The following is a 14,273-nucleotide window of genomic DNA, read 5'->3' as shown; positions in this document are numbered from 1 at the left end:
GAGATGAACTCGCCTCGGAGATATGCGTTCGAACGGATGCTGACGAATATGCTGACTGGCTGTCAGTTTCGCGGCATACTTTAAAACGCGTCGGCTCACCGCCGTTACCGGTGTAAAGGGAGTGGAACACGAAGCACGTCGTTCCGCTAACTAGGGTGGTACCACGGGAATCAGACCTCTCGTCCCTAGCGCTGACACGCTACGGGATGCGAGGTTTTTTTATGTTCAGATGACATGAGGAGGAAATGGAATGAGCGACACGACACAGCCGAAGCACGGCTATCAGCCGCAGGCCATTGAGAGCAAGTGGCAGAAATATTGGGAGGAGAACAAAACCTTCCGTACAGGTGAAGAGGCGGGAAAACCGAAATTCTACGCTCTTGATATGTTCCCATACCCGTCCGGAGCGGGTCTGCATGTAGGCCATCCGGAAGGCTACACAGCAACAGATATTGTATCCCGTTACAAGCGAATGCAGGGTTACAACGTTCTCCATCCGATGGGATGGGATGCGTTCGGTCTGCCAGCGGAGCAGCATGCCATTGATACGGGTGAACATCCGCGCGACATCACAGTGAAGAACATCAACAACTTCCGCCGTCAGATTAAGTCATTGGGTTTCTCCTACGACTGGGAACGCGAGTTCAGCACAACAGATCCGTCCTATTACAAATGGACACAGTGGATCTTTATTCAGTTGTACAAGCGGGGATTGGCTTATGTTGCGGAGATTCCGGTGAACTGGTGTGAAGCACTGGGTACGGTACTGGCGAACGAAGAAGTCATTGACGGCAAAAGTGAGCGTGGTGGTCACCCGGTCGTACGTAAACCGATGCGCCAATGGGTACTGAAAATCACTGAATATGCCGAGCGTCTTTTGGAAGATCTGGAAGAGCTGGACTGGTCCGAAAGCATTAAAGATATGCAGCGTAACTGGATTGGTAAATCGACAGGTGCCGAAGTGAAATTTGCGATTGAAGGCCATGATGCACAGTTGACCGTTTTCACAACCCGCCCCGATACCTTGTTTGGTGCGACCTATGCGGTACTGGCACCGGAGCATGAACTGGTGGAGGCCATTACTACAGAAGAGCAGAGGGCTGCAATCAAAGCATACCAGGAGCAGGCGTCCCATAAGAGTGATCTGGAGCGTACGGATCTGGCCAAAGACAAGAGTGGAGTATTTACAGGTGCTTATGCCATTAATCCTGTAAACGGTGCGAAGCTGCCAATCTGGATCGCTGATTATGTCCTGGCCGGTTATGGCACAGGAGCCATCATGGCAGTACCGGGACACGATACACGTGACTGGGAGTTTGCCAAAAAATTCGATCTGCCGATCGTTGAGGTTGTAGCTGGCGGGGATGTCCAGGAAGAAGCTTATACCGGTGAAGGTCCGCACGTGAATTCGGATTTCCTGAATGGACTGGACATGGAAGAAGCGATTGCCAAGGCCATTTCCTGGCTGGAAGAGCAGGGTAAAGGTCAAGGCAAAGTTACCTATCGTCTGCGGGATTGGCTGTTCAGCCGTCAGCGCTACTGGGGTGAGCCGATTCCGATCCTGCACCTGGAGGATGGAGCAATGAAGACAGTGCCGGAAGACCAGCTGCCGCTGGTACTGCCGGAAGTCGACCAAATCAAGCCATCTGGAACAGGTGAGTCACCGCTGGCGAACGTTACCGATTGGGTGGAGACGATTGATCCTGAGACCGGAATGAAAGCCCGCCGTGAGACTAATACCATGCCGCAATGGGCCGGCAGCTGCTGGTACTACCTGCGGTTTATTGATCCGCATAATGATAAGGAGCTTGTCTCCAAAGAGAAGCAGCGCGAATGGCTGCCAGTGGATCTGTATATCGGGGGAGCTGAGCACGCCGTGCTGCATCTGCTGTATGCCCGTTTCTGGCACAAAGTGCTGTATGATCTGGGTGTAGTGGAGACGAAGGAACCATTCCACAAGCTGGTTAACCAAGGTATGATCCTGGGCACCAACAATGAGAAAATGAGCAAGTCACGCGGCAATGTTATTAACCCGGATGATATTGTCAACGAGTTCGGGGCTGACACACTGCGTATGTACGAAATGTTCATGGGACCTCTGGAAGCGACGAAGCCTTGGAACACCAATGGTGTAGAAGGTTCGCACCGTTTCCTGGCCCGTGTATGGCGTCTCTTCATTAATGAAGACGGTACGCTGAACAGCAAAATTTCGGATGATGCTGGCAGCGACGAATTCAAGCGCACATGGCACAAGACGATTAAGAAAGTAACTGATGATTACGAGAATCTGCGCTTTAACACAGTGATCAGCCAATTGATGATCTTCATTAATGAAGCGTACAAAGCGAACTCCCTGCCTCGCGAAGCTATGGAGAATTTTGTCCAAATGCTGTCCCCTCTTGCACCTCACATTGCAGAAGAGCTGTGGAACCGTCTGGGGCATGAAGGAGGCATTACTTACGTGGCATGGCCGACCTTTGATGAGGCGTGGACAGTGGATGCCGAAGTAGAGATTGTCATTCAGGTGAATGGTAAAATCGTTCAGCGTGCCAAAATTGGCAAGGATCTTGACCAGAAGGCGATGGAGGAGTTCAGTATGTCGCTTCCGAATGTGAAGCAGGCACTGGAAGGCAAAACGATTCGCAAGGTTATCGCCGTTCCGGGCAAGCTCGTTAATATTGTTGCCGGTTAACTTCTGAAATGTCGAACTGCCGATCCAGCTTATGAACATCCTCGTCGTATTTGGCTTGGGTGGTCATGATCAGCTGCTCAAAAGCGTTATTCAAGTGAGCATCCAGCACGGCAAGAGCCTCTGCGGTAATACCGCCGCGGACACTGACTCTTGCCTGCAGTTCACCTGGTGTCAGACCACTCTCGGTCAGCAGTTTACCTGTACCCAGCAGCATCTCTCCTGACAGGCGGATTAGATCCTGCTGTTCCATTCCCGTCAGCTTAACGGCGGCTGCAATCCACTGGTCCAGGAAAAAAGCCAGAAACGCCGGTCCGCAGCTGGAGAAATCGGATGTGATCCTTGTAAAATTTTCGCTCACCTGCAGCGGCCGGCTGATGGAAGCAAATAGCTCCTCCAGCAGGGACCTGTCCTCCATCTGCATTCTGTCTCCATGGATGCAAAGAGAAGCACCGCTGCCGGCCAGGTGGGTGATACTGGGGATGATCTTTGATATTTTGCAGGGGAGCCGGGATTCAAGATGACGCAGCTGAACCGGACTGGTAATGGATACGGCAATCTGGTCCGGGGTAGTGACATCCTGAATTTCCTGCAGAACATGATGGAATTCGAGCGGTTTAACACATAGAAACAAAATATGGCTGCAGGCAGCCGTCTCCCGGTTGTTCGCAGCCGACTTGAGTCCGGGATACCGCTCCGACAGCTGTTCTGTTTTGGTACGGGTACGGTTGCTTGCCGTGATCTGATGTGGTTCAAGAGCGCCTGCGGCGATAAATGCATCAATTAACAGACTTCCCATGTTACCGGTTCCGATGAAGCCTACTTTCATCGTTCATCAGCCTCCTTTCCTACTGTACGGCACTGACGCAGTTCTTCTTCATATGTTATGCACCCGGTCTTGGCCGACATGACTATTATTATGTGAACCCCATGGCAGAGAACTTTGTTGAAGCTGCATGGTCTTGTACGGAGATCAGCTTCAGGGCGCAGGAATACATCACCGTCATCCAAGAACTTGACATGACTTTGAATTGAACGGAGGAAGAGGGATTGAAGAAAAGCTGGACGGGAGCGGCTGTTATTTTGGCAGTGGTTGGAGCCGTATTCATTTTGCTGTCAGGGACGCATAAGGAAGAAGTCGATGCAGGCTGGCAGCCGCTGAATGCAGCGGCTGAACTAGCCTTGCATACGCGAGGAACGCAGGACAAGAATGATAAACAAGCGGCCTCATTCTCACCTAAGCAGCAGACAGAGACAGGTGCTGGGGTTAATACGAAAGCAGGTTCATCATCCGCTTTAGTCCAAAACCAGACGGCAGCTGCCGCTGTGCCTGAACTGCCAGCTGCGAATAACTCTTCAGGTTCAGCAGAATCTGTTGTTAAGTCTGTGGAGTCCGGAGAACAGGCCGCTGTGCCTGCTTCATCTTCAGCTGCAGCCTCGTCAACTCAGCCGGCGATTCCTGAAGGTGCGGTGTTCATTAACACTGCTAGCCAGACTCAGCTGACTGAGCTGCCTGGAATCGGGGAGAAGAAAGCTCAGGCTATTCTGAACTACAGGAATGAACATGGTCCTTTTCGATCCGTGGAGGAACTGCTCAAGGTAAAGGGAATCGGCCAGAAAATGCTGGAGAAGATGAGAGCTTATATTGTTCTATAAATTTCTTGGGAGCGAACGACATGAGTACAGCATTGCGTAAAGACTGGGACACCTACTTTATGGATATTGCCTACATGGTTTCTACACGATCCCGCTGTTCCCGCCGTCATGTGGGGGCCGTACTGGTTCAGGGGAAAAAGCTGCTTGGAACAGCTTATAACGGAGCACCTTCTGGAGTTCCAGATTGTTCTGAGGCAGGCTGCATGATTTCTGAAGAGGTTGAGGTTATCGTACAGAATGGTATAGAGCAGCTGGTAAAAAAGCAGCGCTGTGTCCGGACCATCCATGCGGAGCAAAATTTGCTGCTGTTTACGGACCGCAATGACCGGGAAGGCTCCTCCGTGTACGTGACAGATGAACCGTGCTGGACCTGTGCGAACATGCTGGCTAACAGCGGAATTGTGGAAATTATTTATCATCGTCCATATCCGAAGGATACCCATAAAGTGACGGATCTGATGGAGAAGAAAGGCATTGTGTTTCGCTGCCTGGAAAACTATCAACCGCCGCAGGAGACCATGATGACGGTCTCGAATTAGATTCATAGCGATTCAACGGTCAAACGAGGAAGAACCTCTGCTTATCAGGCAGAGGTTCTTTTTGTATTTCATCAGGGAAGGAGGGAGACGGCATTGCGAGTAAGACCGCTGCTGGCTTTTACGGTGTGCTGGGTGTTCGGCTCGAGCTTGGCCTGTCTGCTGTCAGGGATCAGCCTTTGGGCTGCATGGGCAGGATGTTCGTTATGTCTGCCGCTGCTTCAGCGGCTCACAGCTCAGAGGATGGGGCTTGTGCTGATGTGCTGGCTGTCTTTGACTCTGTCTGCACTCTACTGGGAATGGACGGACAGCCGCAATAGCAGTGAATTGCCCGGCCAGCTAAATATCAGCGCCGAGGGCCTTCAGGGATCGATGGTACACGTTACAGGGGCTCTCGCAACAGGTGTAGAGGTGGATGGAGACAAAGCCCAGTTCCGGCTGCGCTTGCAGAACATCCAGCTGCGGCAGGGTCCGATAGTCCAATCTTCAGAGTTAGTGCTGATCCAGATCAAGTTAAACGCTCAGCCGGAACAGAAGTTAGCACAAAGCTGGCGGCGGGGAGATGTCGTGCGGTTAACTGGTGAACTGCAGCAGCCGGCACGTGCCGGTAATTTCGGCGGTTTTGATTACCGCAAATATTTGCGAACTCAGCGCATCCACTGGCTGCTAAAAGGAGCGGGCGCCTCCAATCTGCAGATGTTAAAGTCCCCGAGCTGGAGCAGATACAGTCTGCTGCGGCTGAATGATGGGATCCGGGCTAGTCTTAGCGAGAGTATGAACAGTCTGTTTGAGCCTAAAGTGAACGCCGGTTACATGAAAGGACTGGTATTAGGGATTACGGATGATTATGATCCAGAACAGTACCGGCATTTTACCCTGCTCGGATTGACCCATATTTTGGCCATATCCGGTATGCATGTAGCTGTGTATGTAGCGGTTCTTCACCGCTTGTTTTTATGGCTGCGCTTCAGCCGGGAACGATCGCTGCTCCTGATCATGCTGCTTGTACCGGTCTATGTGCTGCTGTCTGGCGCTTCGCCCTCTGTTGTCCGTGCGGGTATCATGTCTATCATCGGTTTATATGCGCTGCGTAAGGGGGTGCTGCGTGACGGGATGAATATTTTGAGCGCGGCTGCATTGATCATGCTGCTGATAGAGCCTTACTTTTTGTTGAATGTGAGCTTTCAGCTGTCTTTTCTCGTTACCGCTGGTCTGATTGTGTATGTGCCCCTGCTGCAGCCATTACTTTCACGCCTGCCGATCATACTGCGGGGTTCAATTGCTGTTACGGTGGCGGCACAGATGGTTTCCTTTCCTTTAACCATTTATTACTTTAATCAGTTTTCGATACTCTCCCTTGCAGCTAACTTTATACTGGTTCCGTTTATCACCTTCCTCGTGCTCCCTCTGGGTGCTGCTGCACTGCTCGTCTCCTGGGTCTGGCTTGACGGAGCGCGTGGAATGGCTTGGCTGGCCGAACGGCTGAATACGCTGACCTTTGCTGTCGTCCAGTGGATGAACGGTTATGAGTCTTTCCGTACCGTGTGGGCATCACCTTCTCTGCTGTGGATCTTCATGTATTACGTCATGCTGTATATGCTTTTCAAGCTCTTTCAGCAGTGGCATGCAGTCAGAAATCCGCCGACAAGCCGCTGGAGCGAGGAGGACACGGTTCCTCTTATCCATTCGGATAACCGGACAGAGATATCCCGAGGACCTGGTGTCCGATCGTCCGATTTACATCCAGCTGCTGCAGGCTCTCCTGAATGGTCCGCGATTACAGGTGGGCGTGACAGGCTGCCGGGAGCAGGGACCGCTGTAGGCCGCCGTTTCGGACTATATCAAGGGCTGGCCCTAGTTCTCTCCGCTATCATTCTATTCGCAATGCTGAACGGTGCCTATTCAAGCAGCGGTGCATATGGCGGAAGAGGAATCGTTCAATTTCTTGATATCGGGCAGGGTGACAGTATTCTCATCACTACACCAGCAGGCAGGCACCTGCTTGTAGACGGAGGCGGTACGATTGATTTCGGGAAACCGAAGGACACATGGCGTCAGCGAAGAGATCCTTATGAAGTCGGGGCCAAAACGCTAGTGCCGCTGCTCCAGCAGCGCGGTGTCCATCAGCTGGATGCTGTTATTGCGACCCATGGGGATGCAGACCATATTGGCGGGCTGCAGGCTGTGCTTGATACTCTGCCGGTAAAGAAGCTTGTCTTTAACGGGACCCTCACAGGCAAGGACAAGCTGGATCGGTTAATCGAGACGGCGCTGGATAAGCATATTCCGTTGTACCAGGCAGAACAGGGAATGGGCTTGACCGTCGATAAAAACACCCGCCTGGAATTTATTTTCCCTGGAGTTTCAGAACAAACTTCCGAGAGCTCCGTCTTGCCGATCGTCAAGGAGCAAAATCCGCTGTCACTCGCATTCCGGCTCGACATGGAAGGAGGGTCGTATCTGTTTACCGGTGACATGGACATTGGCGCAGAGACACAGCTGCTGGGTGATATCCGTACGAGTGGGCAAAAAAATCAGTCGGGGGACAGCTCGACCGCTCTGTCAGCCCGGCTGATGTATTCGCCTGTAGACGTACTCAAAGTAGCGCATCATGGAAGCAAGAGCTCTACCTCAGCAGACTGGCTGGAATTCTGGCGCCCCAAGGCATCTGTCATATCGGCAGGCAAGCATAACTTATACGGACATCCGAATGCCGATGCCTTGAAACGGCTGGGGGAAGCCCACAGCCAAGTGTACCGCACGGATACGATGGGTGAGATCCAGATGCAGGCCATTGACGGCAAAGTAAAAGTCCGGACCATGTACAGCGGTGATAAATAATTGCTGTTCTCCATGGTGAACTGCTGATCCTGCCTCATCTTACAGAACAGTGAGTAATTCTAACGAACGATCTACCCGTTTGTGCGGAGTGCCAATAATTGTTTCAGGTTATTATCGATAAATTGATTATCGGCTCTGTTGATTCCACGACCGGCAAAATGGCCCCAGACCGACGGGATCGGTTTAAATTCAGCACGAGGGATCAGCTTTGCTTCGTATGCATTATCATCCGCTGTGCAGAAGAGATCCGTGCTCCCTGGCATGATACAGGCAAGTGCTTTGATGCTCCTGAGTGCTTTGTTAAAATCACCGTTATAGGATGGGTTTGCGCTAATATCGGCATGTTGGCCTGTCCATAACATGGCCAGCACATTATGCGGGTCCATATTCATAAAGCTGCTCTCCCAGACGCCCGCTACAAAATCCTCCAGGGATTTAAATCCCATTTCACGGTAAAGCTCCTCCCTATAAAATGCATGGGTTAGTCCCCACCCTGCATAGACCCGGCCAACAGCGCGCATGTCTGCGGAGGTCAGCTCGCTTAGCTTGCTTGAATCGAAGCCAACAGCAGCCAGCAGCGAAGCTTTTAGACTGTCCAGGACCACAAAGGTATGGGGCCAAGGTTTCGCAATTCCTGCGAAAGGGGCAATTCGCTCTACCATCTCTGGGTAGCTTGCACCCCATTGAAATGCCTGGATGCCTCCCATTGACCATCCAACGACGAGCGCAATTTTTTGAATGCCGAATTTCTCTGTCACCAGCCGATGCACGAAAAGGGTTGCCACTATCGAACGATGTTTGACCGGTCATTTGAGAAAGAAGGCATAGATAGCATTACATATTTGGAGTTTCAAAGTGCTGAAGCCATAAAACAATGTGCCATTTCGGAGATTGGAATTGCCTTTCTTCCTGAAATCGTAACGGAAGCCGAGGTTAAAGGGGGACAACTTGTTGCACTGCCATGGCAGATTCCCGATCTGCATGTCTATACACAGATGTTATGGCACAAAGATAAGTGGCTTTCACCAGTTATATTATCTTTTATAGAAGCAGCAAGAGATGCTTTTGCCTTGCAGGACAAGTAGATTTTTTGTCTTCGTATGAGGAGTTAAGAGCTGACACCGTTCACTTAGAATACTTCACGTCCCTCATCCTGAGTGGTGCAGCTCTCGTTTTGGGCTATCTTTTTTGTTATGCACAGACTGTATTACTTTGCTAAAGTCCACGTTACTTAAATAACTTATACCAATAAAGAGTGGTTTCAATGTCAGGCTTATATGACTGCTCTAGTGTGTCAACTCCACCCAGTATGTATCCTTGTTTCACATAAAATCTGCATGCACCAAGATTATCATCTTGTGCTTCCAGGGACATGCCAAGATACAGAAAGAGCCATTAACGAGAAGAATGTTGACACGATTCTTATTATGTAATATGCTTACACCAAGCAATAAATCTTTAATTAGAGATAAGTCAATTGAAAGTAAAATAATACACCAGAGCAATACTTCATACATAAAAAGTGATATGAGAGGAGTTCTTGAAATGATCCGTGAGAGCAAGCGGTAGATTCATTAAAGAACATATAAAGTTGAAGTAAGGGAATATGGTATGAATAAACTTATATCTTAACGTAAAGATAAATTCAAGATTAAGGATACTATTATACTCTTATACATTACGTTTTAAGATGATCATTTAAATGATATTAGGAGGAACAACGATATGACAGACTTTATGGAATTGATCAAAAACAGACGCTCCGCCAGCAACTTTCTTCCAGACCATCCAATCTCACAACAGGAACTTAACGAAATTTTTGAACTGGTCAAGCTGGCACCTTCGGCATTCAACCTGCAGCATGCCCAATATGTGGCTGTTCGTGATTCGAGTGTCAAGGAGCAGCTCAAAGAAGCTGCCTACCGGCAGTATAAAGTAGGCAGTTCTTCGGCGGTCATCCTGGTTCTGGGTGACAAAAGAGCACATGACCATGCGCCTGAGATCTATGAAGGATTAAAGACGCTGGGTGTTCTGAACAAACAGGAATATGACCAGATGGTCCAGGATACAGTCTCTTTTTACGAAACCCGCGGCCCCGTCTTCCAGAAGGATGAAGCGATCCGCAATGCCTCTCTCTCAGCGATGCTGTTTATGATGGCTGCCAAGGAGAAGGGCTGGGACACCTGTCCGATGATCGGTTTTGATTCCGAAGCGGTGCGGGAAATCCTGAACATCGACGACCACTATGAGGTTGTACTTATGATTACCATCGGTAAAGAAAAGGTAGAGAGCCGCAGACCGCGCGGATACCGCAAGCCTGTAAACGAATTTGTAACGCATATCTGATCGAATCCAATTGAACGGAGGAATAACGGTGGCTAAAAGAACAGCAGGCATTCATCATATTACCGCGATTGTAGGGCATCCGCAGGAGAACGTTGATTTCTACGCAGGCGTGCTGGGACTTCGGCTGGTAAAACAAACGGTCAACTTTGACGATCCAGGCACCTATCATCTTTATTTCGGCAATAATAGTGGTAAGCCGGGAACGATCATAACCTTCTTTCCATGGGCGGATGCGTATCTCGGAACAATCGGTGATGGCCAGGTTGGGGTCACTTCCTATATGATTCCTGTAGGAGCAATGCCATTCTGGGAGCAGAGGCTGACACACTTCAATGTGGCTTTTACCCGGATAGAACGTTTTGGCGAACAATACCTGGAATTTGATGATCCACACGGACTCCACCTGGATCTTGTTGAACGGGCAGAAGGTGAAGCTAATGACTGGAGCTTTGGCGGAATTACTGCTGAGTATGCGATTAAAGGGTTTGGCGGTGCCACATTGCTCTCCTCACAACCCGCTCAGACAGCGCAGCTGCTGGAGAAGGTCATGGGACTGGAATATATCGGTCAGGAAGGAGATATCGCGCGCTATCGTTCCTATGCAGACATCGGTAATGTTATCGATCTGAAACTGTCGTCGTCCGGAGAGGGAAGCATGGGCGTGGGGACGGTGCATCACATTGCCTGGAGAGCCGAGGATGACCGTGACCAGCTGGAGTGGCAGGAGTTCGTCGCTGATCAGGGTTACGGGGTGACTGCTGTAAGAGACCGGAACTATTTTAACGCCATCTACTTCAGGGAGCACGGAAATATTCTGTTCGAGATTGCGACCGATCCTCCTGGCTTCGCCCATGATGAATCCTATGAAACGATGGGCCAACAGCTGAAGCTGCCTGCCCAATATGAACCTCACCGCAGCATGCTGGAAAAAGTACTGATTCCGATCCATATCAGGGAATTGGATTAACTTCCACAGCAGCCACATACAGCAGCTCTAGAATAACGCACAAATAAACCGGAAGCAGGGGATTCCCCGGCTTCCGGTTCTGCCGTTTCATCATATTATGCAGGTTAAAAGGGACTATTGCTGTTTAGCCAGTTTATTAGCGTATGCTTCAAACTCTGTATTAAACTGGTCGATCAGTTTACGGCCGGCTGCGAGCTTATCATTGGCCTGGTTGAACAGCTTGTAGTTAATTTTTTGAGAGTAGAGGGACTGCTTGAACAGCATTAAACCTTCCAGCTGCAGGTAAGCGCCTCTTGTATATTTGTAGTGCAGATATTTCAGGTCGCTGTTTGGCGTTTGGATCGCTTTGAGGCCTTGCACAAACTTCGTATAATTTGGCACAATGATATTGTTAAAAGCGAGGAACGTTGTTTTGCGATTGGCGGCGTTCACATAATTATTGTTACGGTATGTATCGATCGCTTTATCTTCATAGACGCCCAGCGGCTCAAGCGCGGCTGTATAATCCTGCAGCTGCTGTGCAAGCGGGCTTAGTGGAGCGGTCGTGCTGTCTGTCGCTGAATAAGTTGTGCCTGGAACGGAAGTGTCGGCGGAAGCGGCTGCAGGCAGCACGATCAGTGCGGACATGGCGGTTGCCAAAATCAGGGATAACCATTTTTGTTTTTTCATGTGTGAGATACCTCCGAAAGATAATTTCTGCTTAACGGTAGAACGATGTTTCCTGCTGTGCAGGAACGACGAAATGGATGAGGAGTTAACACTGCGTGATGAACGGCATACCTCAATTACTATTAAACACAAAAGCATCCATTTCAATCGGTCTGGGGTGGCATTTTGCAAAAAAATCCGTACTGTTCAAGTTATGCCAAGTCACCTAACATCATTTCAATAATTTAACATAATTTATAGGAAAAACCTAGCATTATATGTAAGATTCTTAAAACCGACAAGCCATATCATCCATACAGCCACAGGAACGGACATAAATCTCACAATCACAAAAGGAATTATATGTTATATTTGTCTTATATACCATGTCCTCATACAGACAGGCGGAGAGATGACGATATTACCTTTTTCTGTTATTGTAAGGGAAAATGGTGCATTTGTACGCACTCCGCCCACAGGATGAGGTGTATAGCAGGAGGGCTCCGTGAATCCGTTGTTTCTAGTTCCCGGGTCCCTGAAGATATTATAAAAAAATGGGCAATTCTGATGAAAAGTTGCAACAATTACAGCCGGTATCACGTCTGTTAGGTTGCAGGGAGAGGGGGATCCTTTGTGGTGGAGCAGGGACTCATTAGAGCGGCTCAATCGGGCGATCGCGACGCTCTAATCACCCTATTAAGAGAGATAGAGGATCATGTCTACAAAACTGCATACTATATTTTGAATAATGAGCATGACGCTCTGGATGCAGCTCAGGAAGCACTGATCCGGGTCTATACCAAAATCAACTCTTATGAAGAGAAAGCTCAATTCAAGACCTGGGTGCAGCGGATCGTAACCAATATCTGCATCGATAAATTCAGAAGAACCAAGCCATCGGTTTCTATGGATGAGCATGAAATGGTATTCCATGACACACAGAACGTGGAGCATGAGGTGCTAACGGCCTATATGGCTCAAGACGTACAGGAAGCGATCAACCGGCTGCCGGAGCATCACCGGACCGTGATCGTGCTGAGATATTTGCAGGACTTCTCGTATAACGAGATTGCAGACTGTCTGAACCTGCCGCTGAATACGGTCAAATCGTATTTATTCCGGGCGAGACAGCAGCTGCAGACCTTACTTCAGGATTATCAGAAAGGTGGTGTATCAGGATGAGATGTCAGGAAATGGAGGAATGGATGAACCGGTACCTGGATCATGATTTGAATCAGGAAGAGACGGCCGAGCTTCTGCGCCACACGGCGGAATGTCCGGCCTGCGCCGAGAAGTTTCAGATCTTGCGCGCATTGTCGCGGGAACTGGAAGACCTTCCACAGGTAAAGCCCCGATTCAGTCTGGTTGATGCGATTATGCCGCAGCTGGATGCTATAGACGAAGCGAAGCGGGAACAAGGAAGCGCTCTGCAGGAGATGAAGCCGGTAGCTGCGGTTACAGATTTGGGAGCGCGTGCCCGGGACCGCAAGCCATCCTGGTTCAACTCCATGGTTGGACGGGCGGTGCTCGGTACAGCGGCTGCGGCTGCGGTTCTGGGTATTGCTATACTTAATTATGAACCGCACACGGTGCAGGATGCTGAGGCCTTGATGGAGCAAAATACAGCCTCTCAAGATACAGCCCGCACGGGGTCGGCCGGATCTTCGGTTGATCGCTCGATCACGGACGGAAATGCTACGATGAAGGCAGTGGAGCCAGATCCGGAGGATAAGGACAGTTCAGAACCTGCATCGGTTCAAACTGGCCAGGAGTCTGATGCTAAGGAAAGTCCTGATCATTCAGAACCCAAAAAATCTGTTCTTCAGGACCAGCCAGACGTGACCAAAGAATCCAAGCCTAGTGAGGACAGTGCAAAGGCAAGCAGCAGTGCGCCTGCGTCTTCCGACGGCTCAAACAGGCCTTCAGCTTCTTCGGAGCCTGCGGAATCGCCCAAGCCCGCTCGGAGCCAGTCAGCAGAGAACAAGAAGACGGTAGAATCGACTCCTTCTACGGGCGAGCTGTCCAAATCGGAGAAAGCGGCTCCTAAAACAGGGGCTGCCGATACGAAAGATCAAGCGAAGGCAGACGATTCAGATCAGGCTGCCCTGCCGGAGATGTCGATTCAGTCTTCTCCGGAAGGTAATCAGCAGCCGTCGGCAGATGTGCCGACAGCCCAGCAGCAGTTGGTTCCTCCTCGAGGGATTACAGCGCCTTCAACGGATTCAGCTGCAGCAGGTGAATCTAAGCTGAAGGTGGCAGAGGAGGATCCTTTCAAATCGCCGGATGGACAGTACGTAGTTAAGGTGGAGGGCAGGAAACTTACGGTGTATCAGTTGGCAAGTGACGATACCGGTGCGGGAACAGCCATTGAGGTCCGGGACTTAGCTGGAACGTGGAGCGAGGGATCCTGGTCGAAGGACAGCAAGGTGTTCACCTACAAAATTCAGCAGGATGGTGTAACGAGCACACTTACCTATACCGTGCCGACTCCGAATAAAACTCCTTAAATTTTTGAATTTCTTCACGTTTTGACTTGGACCTGAATATAGTATTGTAAAGGGTTGGAGAATGAAAGAAAGATCCGGCCGTC

The 14,273-nt window shown here is 50.0% G+C and carries 10 protein-coding genes, 3 pseudogenes and 1 other annotated feature (1 of these 14 running past the window's edge); of the genes and pseudogenes, 9 read left to right on the top strand and 4 right to left on the bottom strand.

What is annotated here, in order from left to right; genetic code table 11:
- Positions 1 to 190, top strand: a binding site (T-box leader); it begins 81 nt to the left of the window's first position.
- A 60-nt stretch (positions 191 to 250) separates the two neighbouring features.
- Positions 251 to 2,692, top strand: a complete 2,442-nt coding sequence (gene leuS / locus Q5741_RS03650) for a leucine--tRNA ligase (protein WP_305022663.1) — start codon at positions 251 to 253, stop codon at positions 2,690 to 2,692.
- Here leuS and comER read toward each other — a convergent pair.
- Positions 2,673 to 3,518: a late competence protein ComER gene (gene comER, locus Q5741_RS03645; protein WP_305022662.1), complete on the bottom strand. Its 846-nt coding sequence runs from the start codon at positions 3,516 to 3,518 to the stop codon at positions 2,673 to 2,675. The genes leuS and comER overlap by 20 nt on opposite strands.
- A 221-nt stretch (positions 3,519 to 3,739) precedes the next feature.
- Here comER and Q5741_RS03640 point away from each other — a divergent pair, with 221 nt between their 5' ends.
- The 3 genes from Q5741_RS03640 to Q5741_RS03630 all read left to right on the top strand — a co-directional run bounded on the left by Q5741_RS03640 (position 3,740) and on the right by Q5741_RS03630 (position 7,722).
- Complete coding sequence (locus Q5741_RS03640) at positions 3,740 to 4,345, top strand: ComEA family DNA-binding protein (RefSeq protein WP_305022661.1); 606 nt, start codon at positions 3,740 to 3,742, stop codon at positions 4,343 to 4,345.
- Positions 4,346 to 4,365: 20 nt separating this feature from the next.
- Positions 4,366 to 4,884 (top strand): deoxycytidylate deaminase, encoded by a 519-nt coding sequence (locus tag Q5741_RS03635; protein WP_305022660.1) that lies wholly within the window; start codon positions 4,366 to 4,368, stop codon positions 4,882 to 4,884.
- A gap of 93 nt (positions 4,885 to 4,977) precedes the next feature.
- Entirely contained in the window at positions 4,978 to 7,722 is a 2,745-nt protein-coding gene (locus Q5741_RS03630) for a ComEC/Rec2 family competence protein (RefSeq protein WP_305022659.1), read from the top strand.
- Positions 7,723 to 7,793: 71 nt separating this feature from the next.
- Here Q5741_RS03630 and Q5741_RS03625 read toward each other — a convergent pair.
- Positions 7,794 to 8,489, bottom strand: a pseudogene (locus Q5741_RS03625) (hypothetical protein); the annotation flags it as partial.
- On the opposite strand from Q5741_RS03625, the pseudogene Q5741_RS03620 reads away from it, so the two are divergent.
- A pseudogene (locus tag Q5741_RS03620) lies at positions 8,490 to 8,807 on the top strand (substrate-binding domain-containing protein); the annotation flags it as partial.
- A gap of 142 nt (positions 8,808 to 8,949) precedes the next feature.
- Here Q5741_RS03620 and Q5741_RS03615 read toward each other — a convergent pair.
- Positions 8,950 to 9,102, bottom strand: a pseudogene (locus Q5741_RS03615) (GNAT family N-acetyltransferase); the annotation flags it as partial.
- A gap of 345 nt (positions 9,103 to 9,447) precedes the next feature.
- Here Q5741_RS03615 and Q5741_RS03610 point away from each other — a divergent pair.
- Together Q5741_RS03610 and Q5741_RS03605 are read left to right on the top strand one after the other, a co-directional pair.
- Positions 9,448 to 10,068, top strand: a complete 621-nt coding sequence (locus Q5741_RS03610) for a nitroreductase family protein (RefSeq protein WP_305022658.1) — start codon at positions 9,448 to 9,450, stop codon at positions 10,066 to 10,068.
- Between the two features lie 28 nt (positions 10,069 to 10,096).
- Entirely contained in the window at positions 10,097 to 11,035 is a 939-nt protein-coding gene (locus Q5741_RS03605; protein ID WP_305022657.1) for a ring-cleaving dioxygenase, read from the top strand.
- A gap of 114 nt (positions 11,036 to 11,149) precedes the next feature.
- On the opposite strand, the gene Q5741_RS03600 is transcribed toward Q5741_RS03605, so the two are convergent.
- The gene (locus Q5741_RS03600; protein WP_305022656.1) at positions 11,150 to 11,704 is read right to left on the bottom strand and encodes a hypothetical protein; all 555 of its coding nucleotides are present in this window, start codon (positions 11,702 to 11,704) and stop codon (positions 11,150 to 11,152) included.
- Positions 11,705 to 12,316: 612 nt separating this feature from the next.
- Between Q5741_RS03600 and Q5741_RS03595 the strand changes: the two genes are divergently transcribed.
- Positions 12,317 to 12,865 (top strand): RNA polymerase sigma factor, encoded by a 549-nt coding sequence (locus Q5741_RS03595; RefSeq protein ID WP_305022655.1) that lies wholly within the window; start codon positions 12,317 to 12,319, stop codon positions 12,863 to 12,865.
- On the top strand, positions 12,862 to 14,190 hold the full coding sequence (locus Q5741_RS03590) for a zf-HC2 domain-containing protein (protein ID WP_305022654.1): 1,329 nt from the start codon (positions 12,862 to 12,864) through the stop codon (positions 14,188 to 14,190). The genes Q5741_RS03595 and Q5741_RS03590 overlap by 4 nt, the downstream gene beginning before the upstream one ends.
- Positions 14,191 to 14,273 lie beyond the last annotated feature (83 nt).

Source organism: Paenibacillus lacisoli (genome assembly GCF_030580655.1).
Classification (GTDB): domain Bacteria; phylum Bacillota; class Bacilli; order Paenibacillales; family Paenibacillaceae; genus Paenibacillus; species Paenibacillus lacisoli.
The sequence above is the reverse complement of the archived record's forward strand: the minus strand, read 5'-3'. Positions and strand labels throughout refer to the sequence as shown.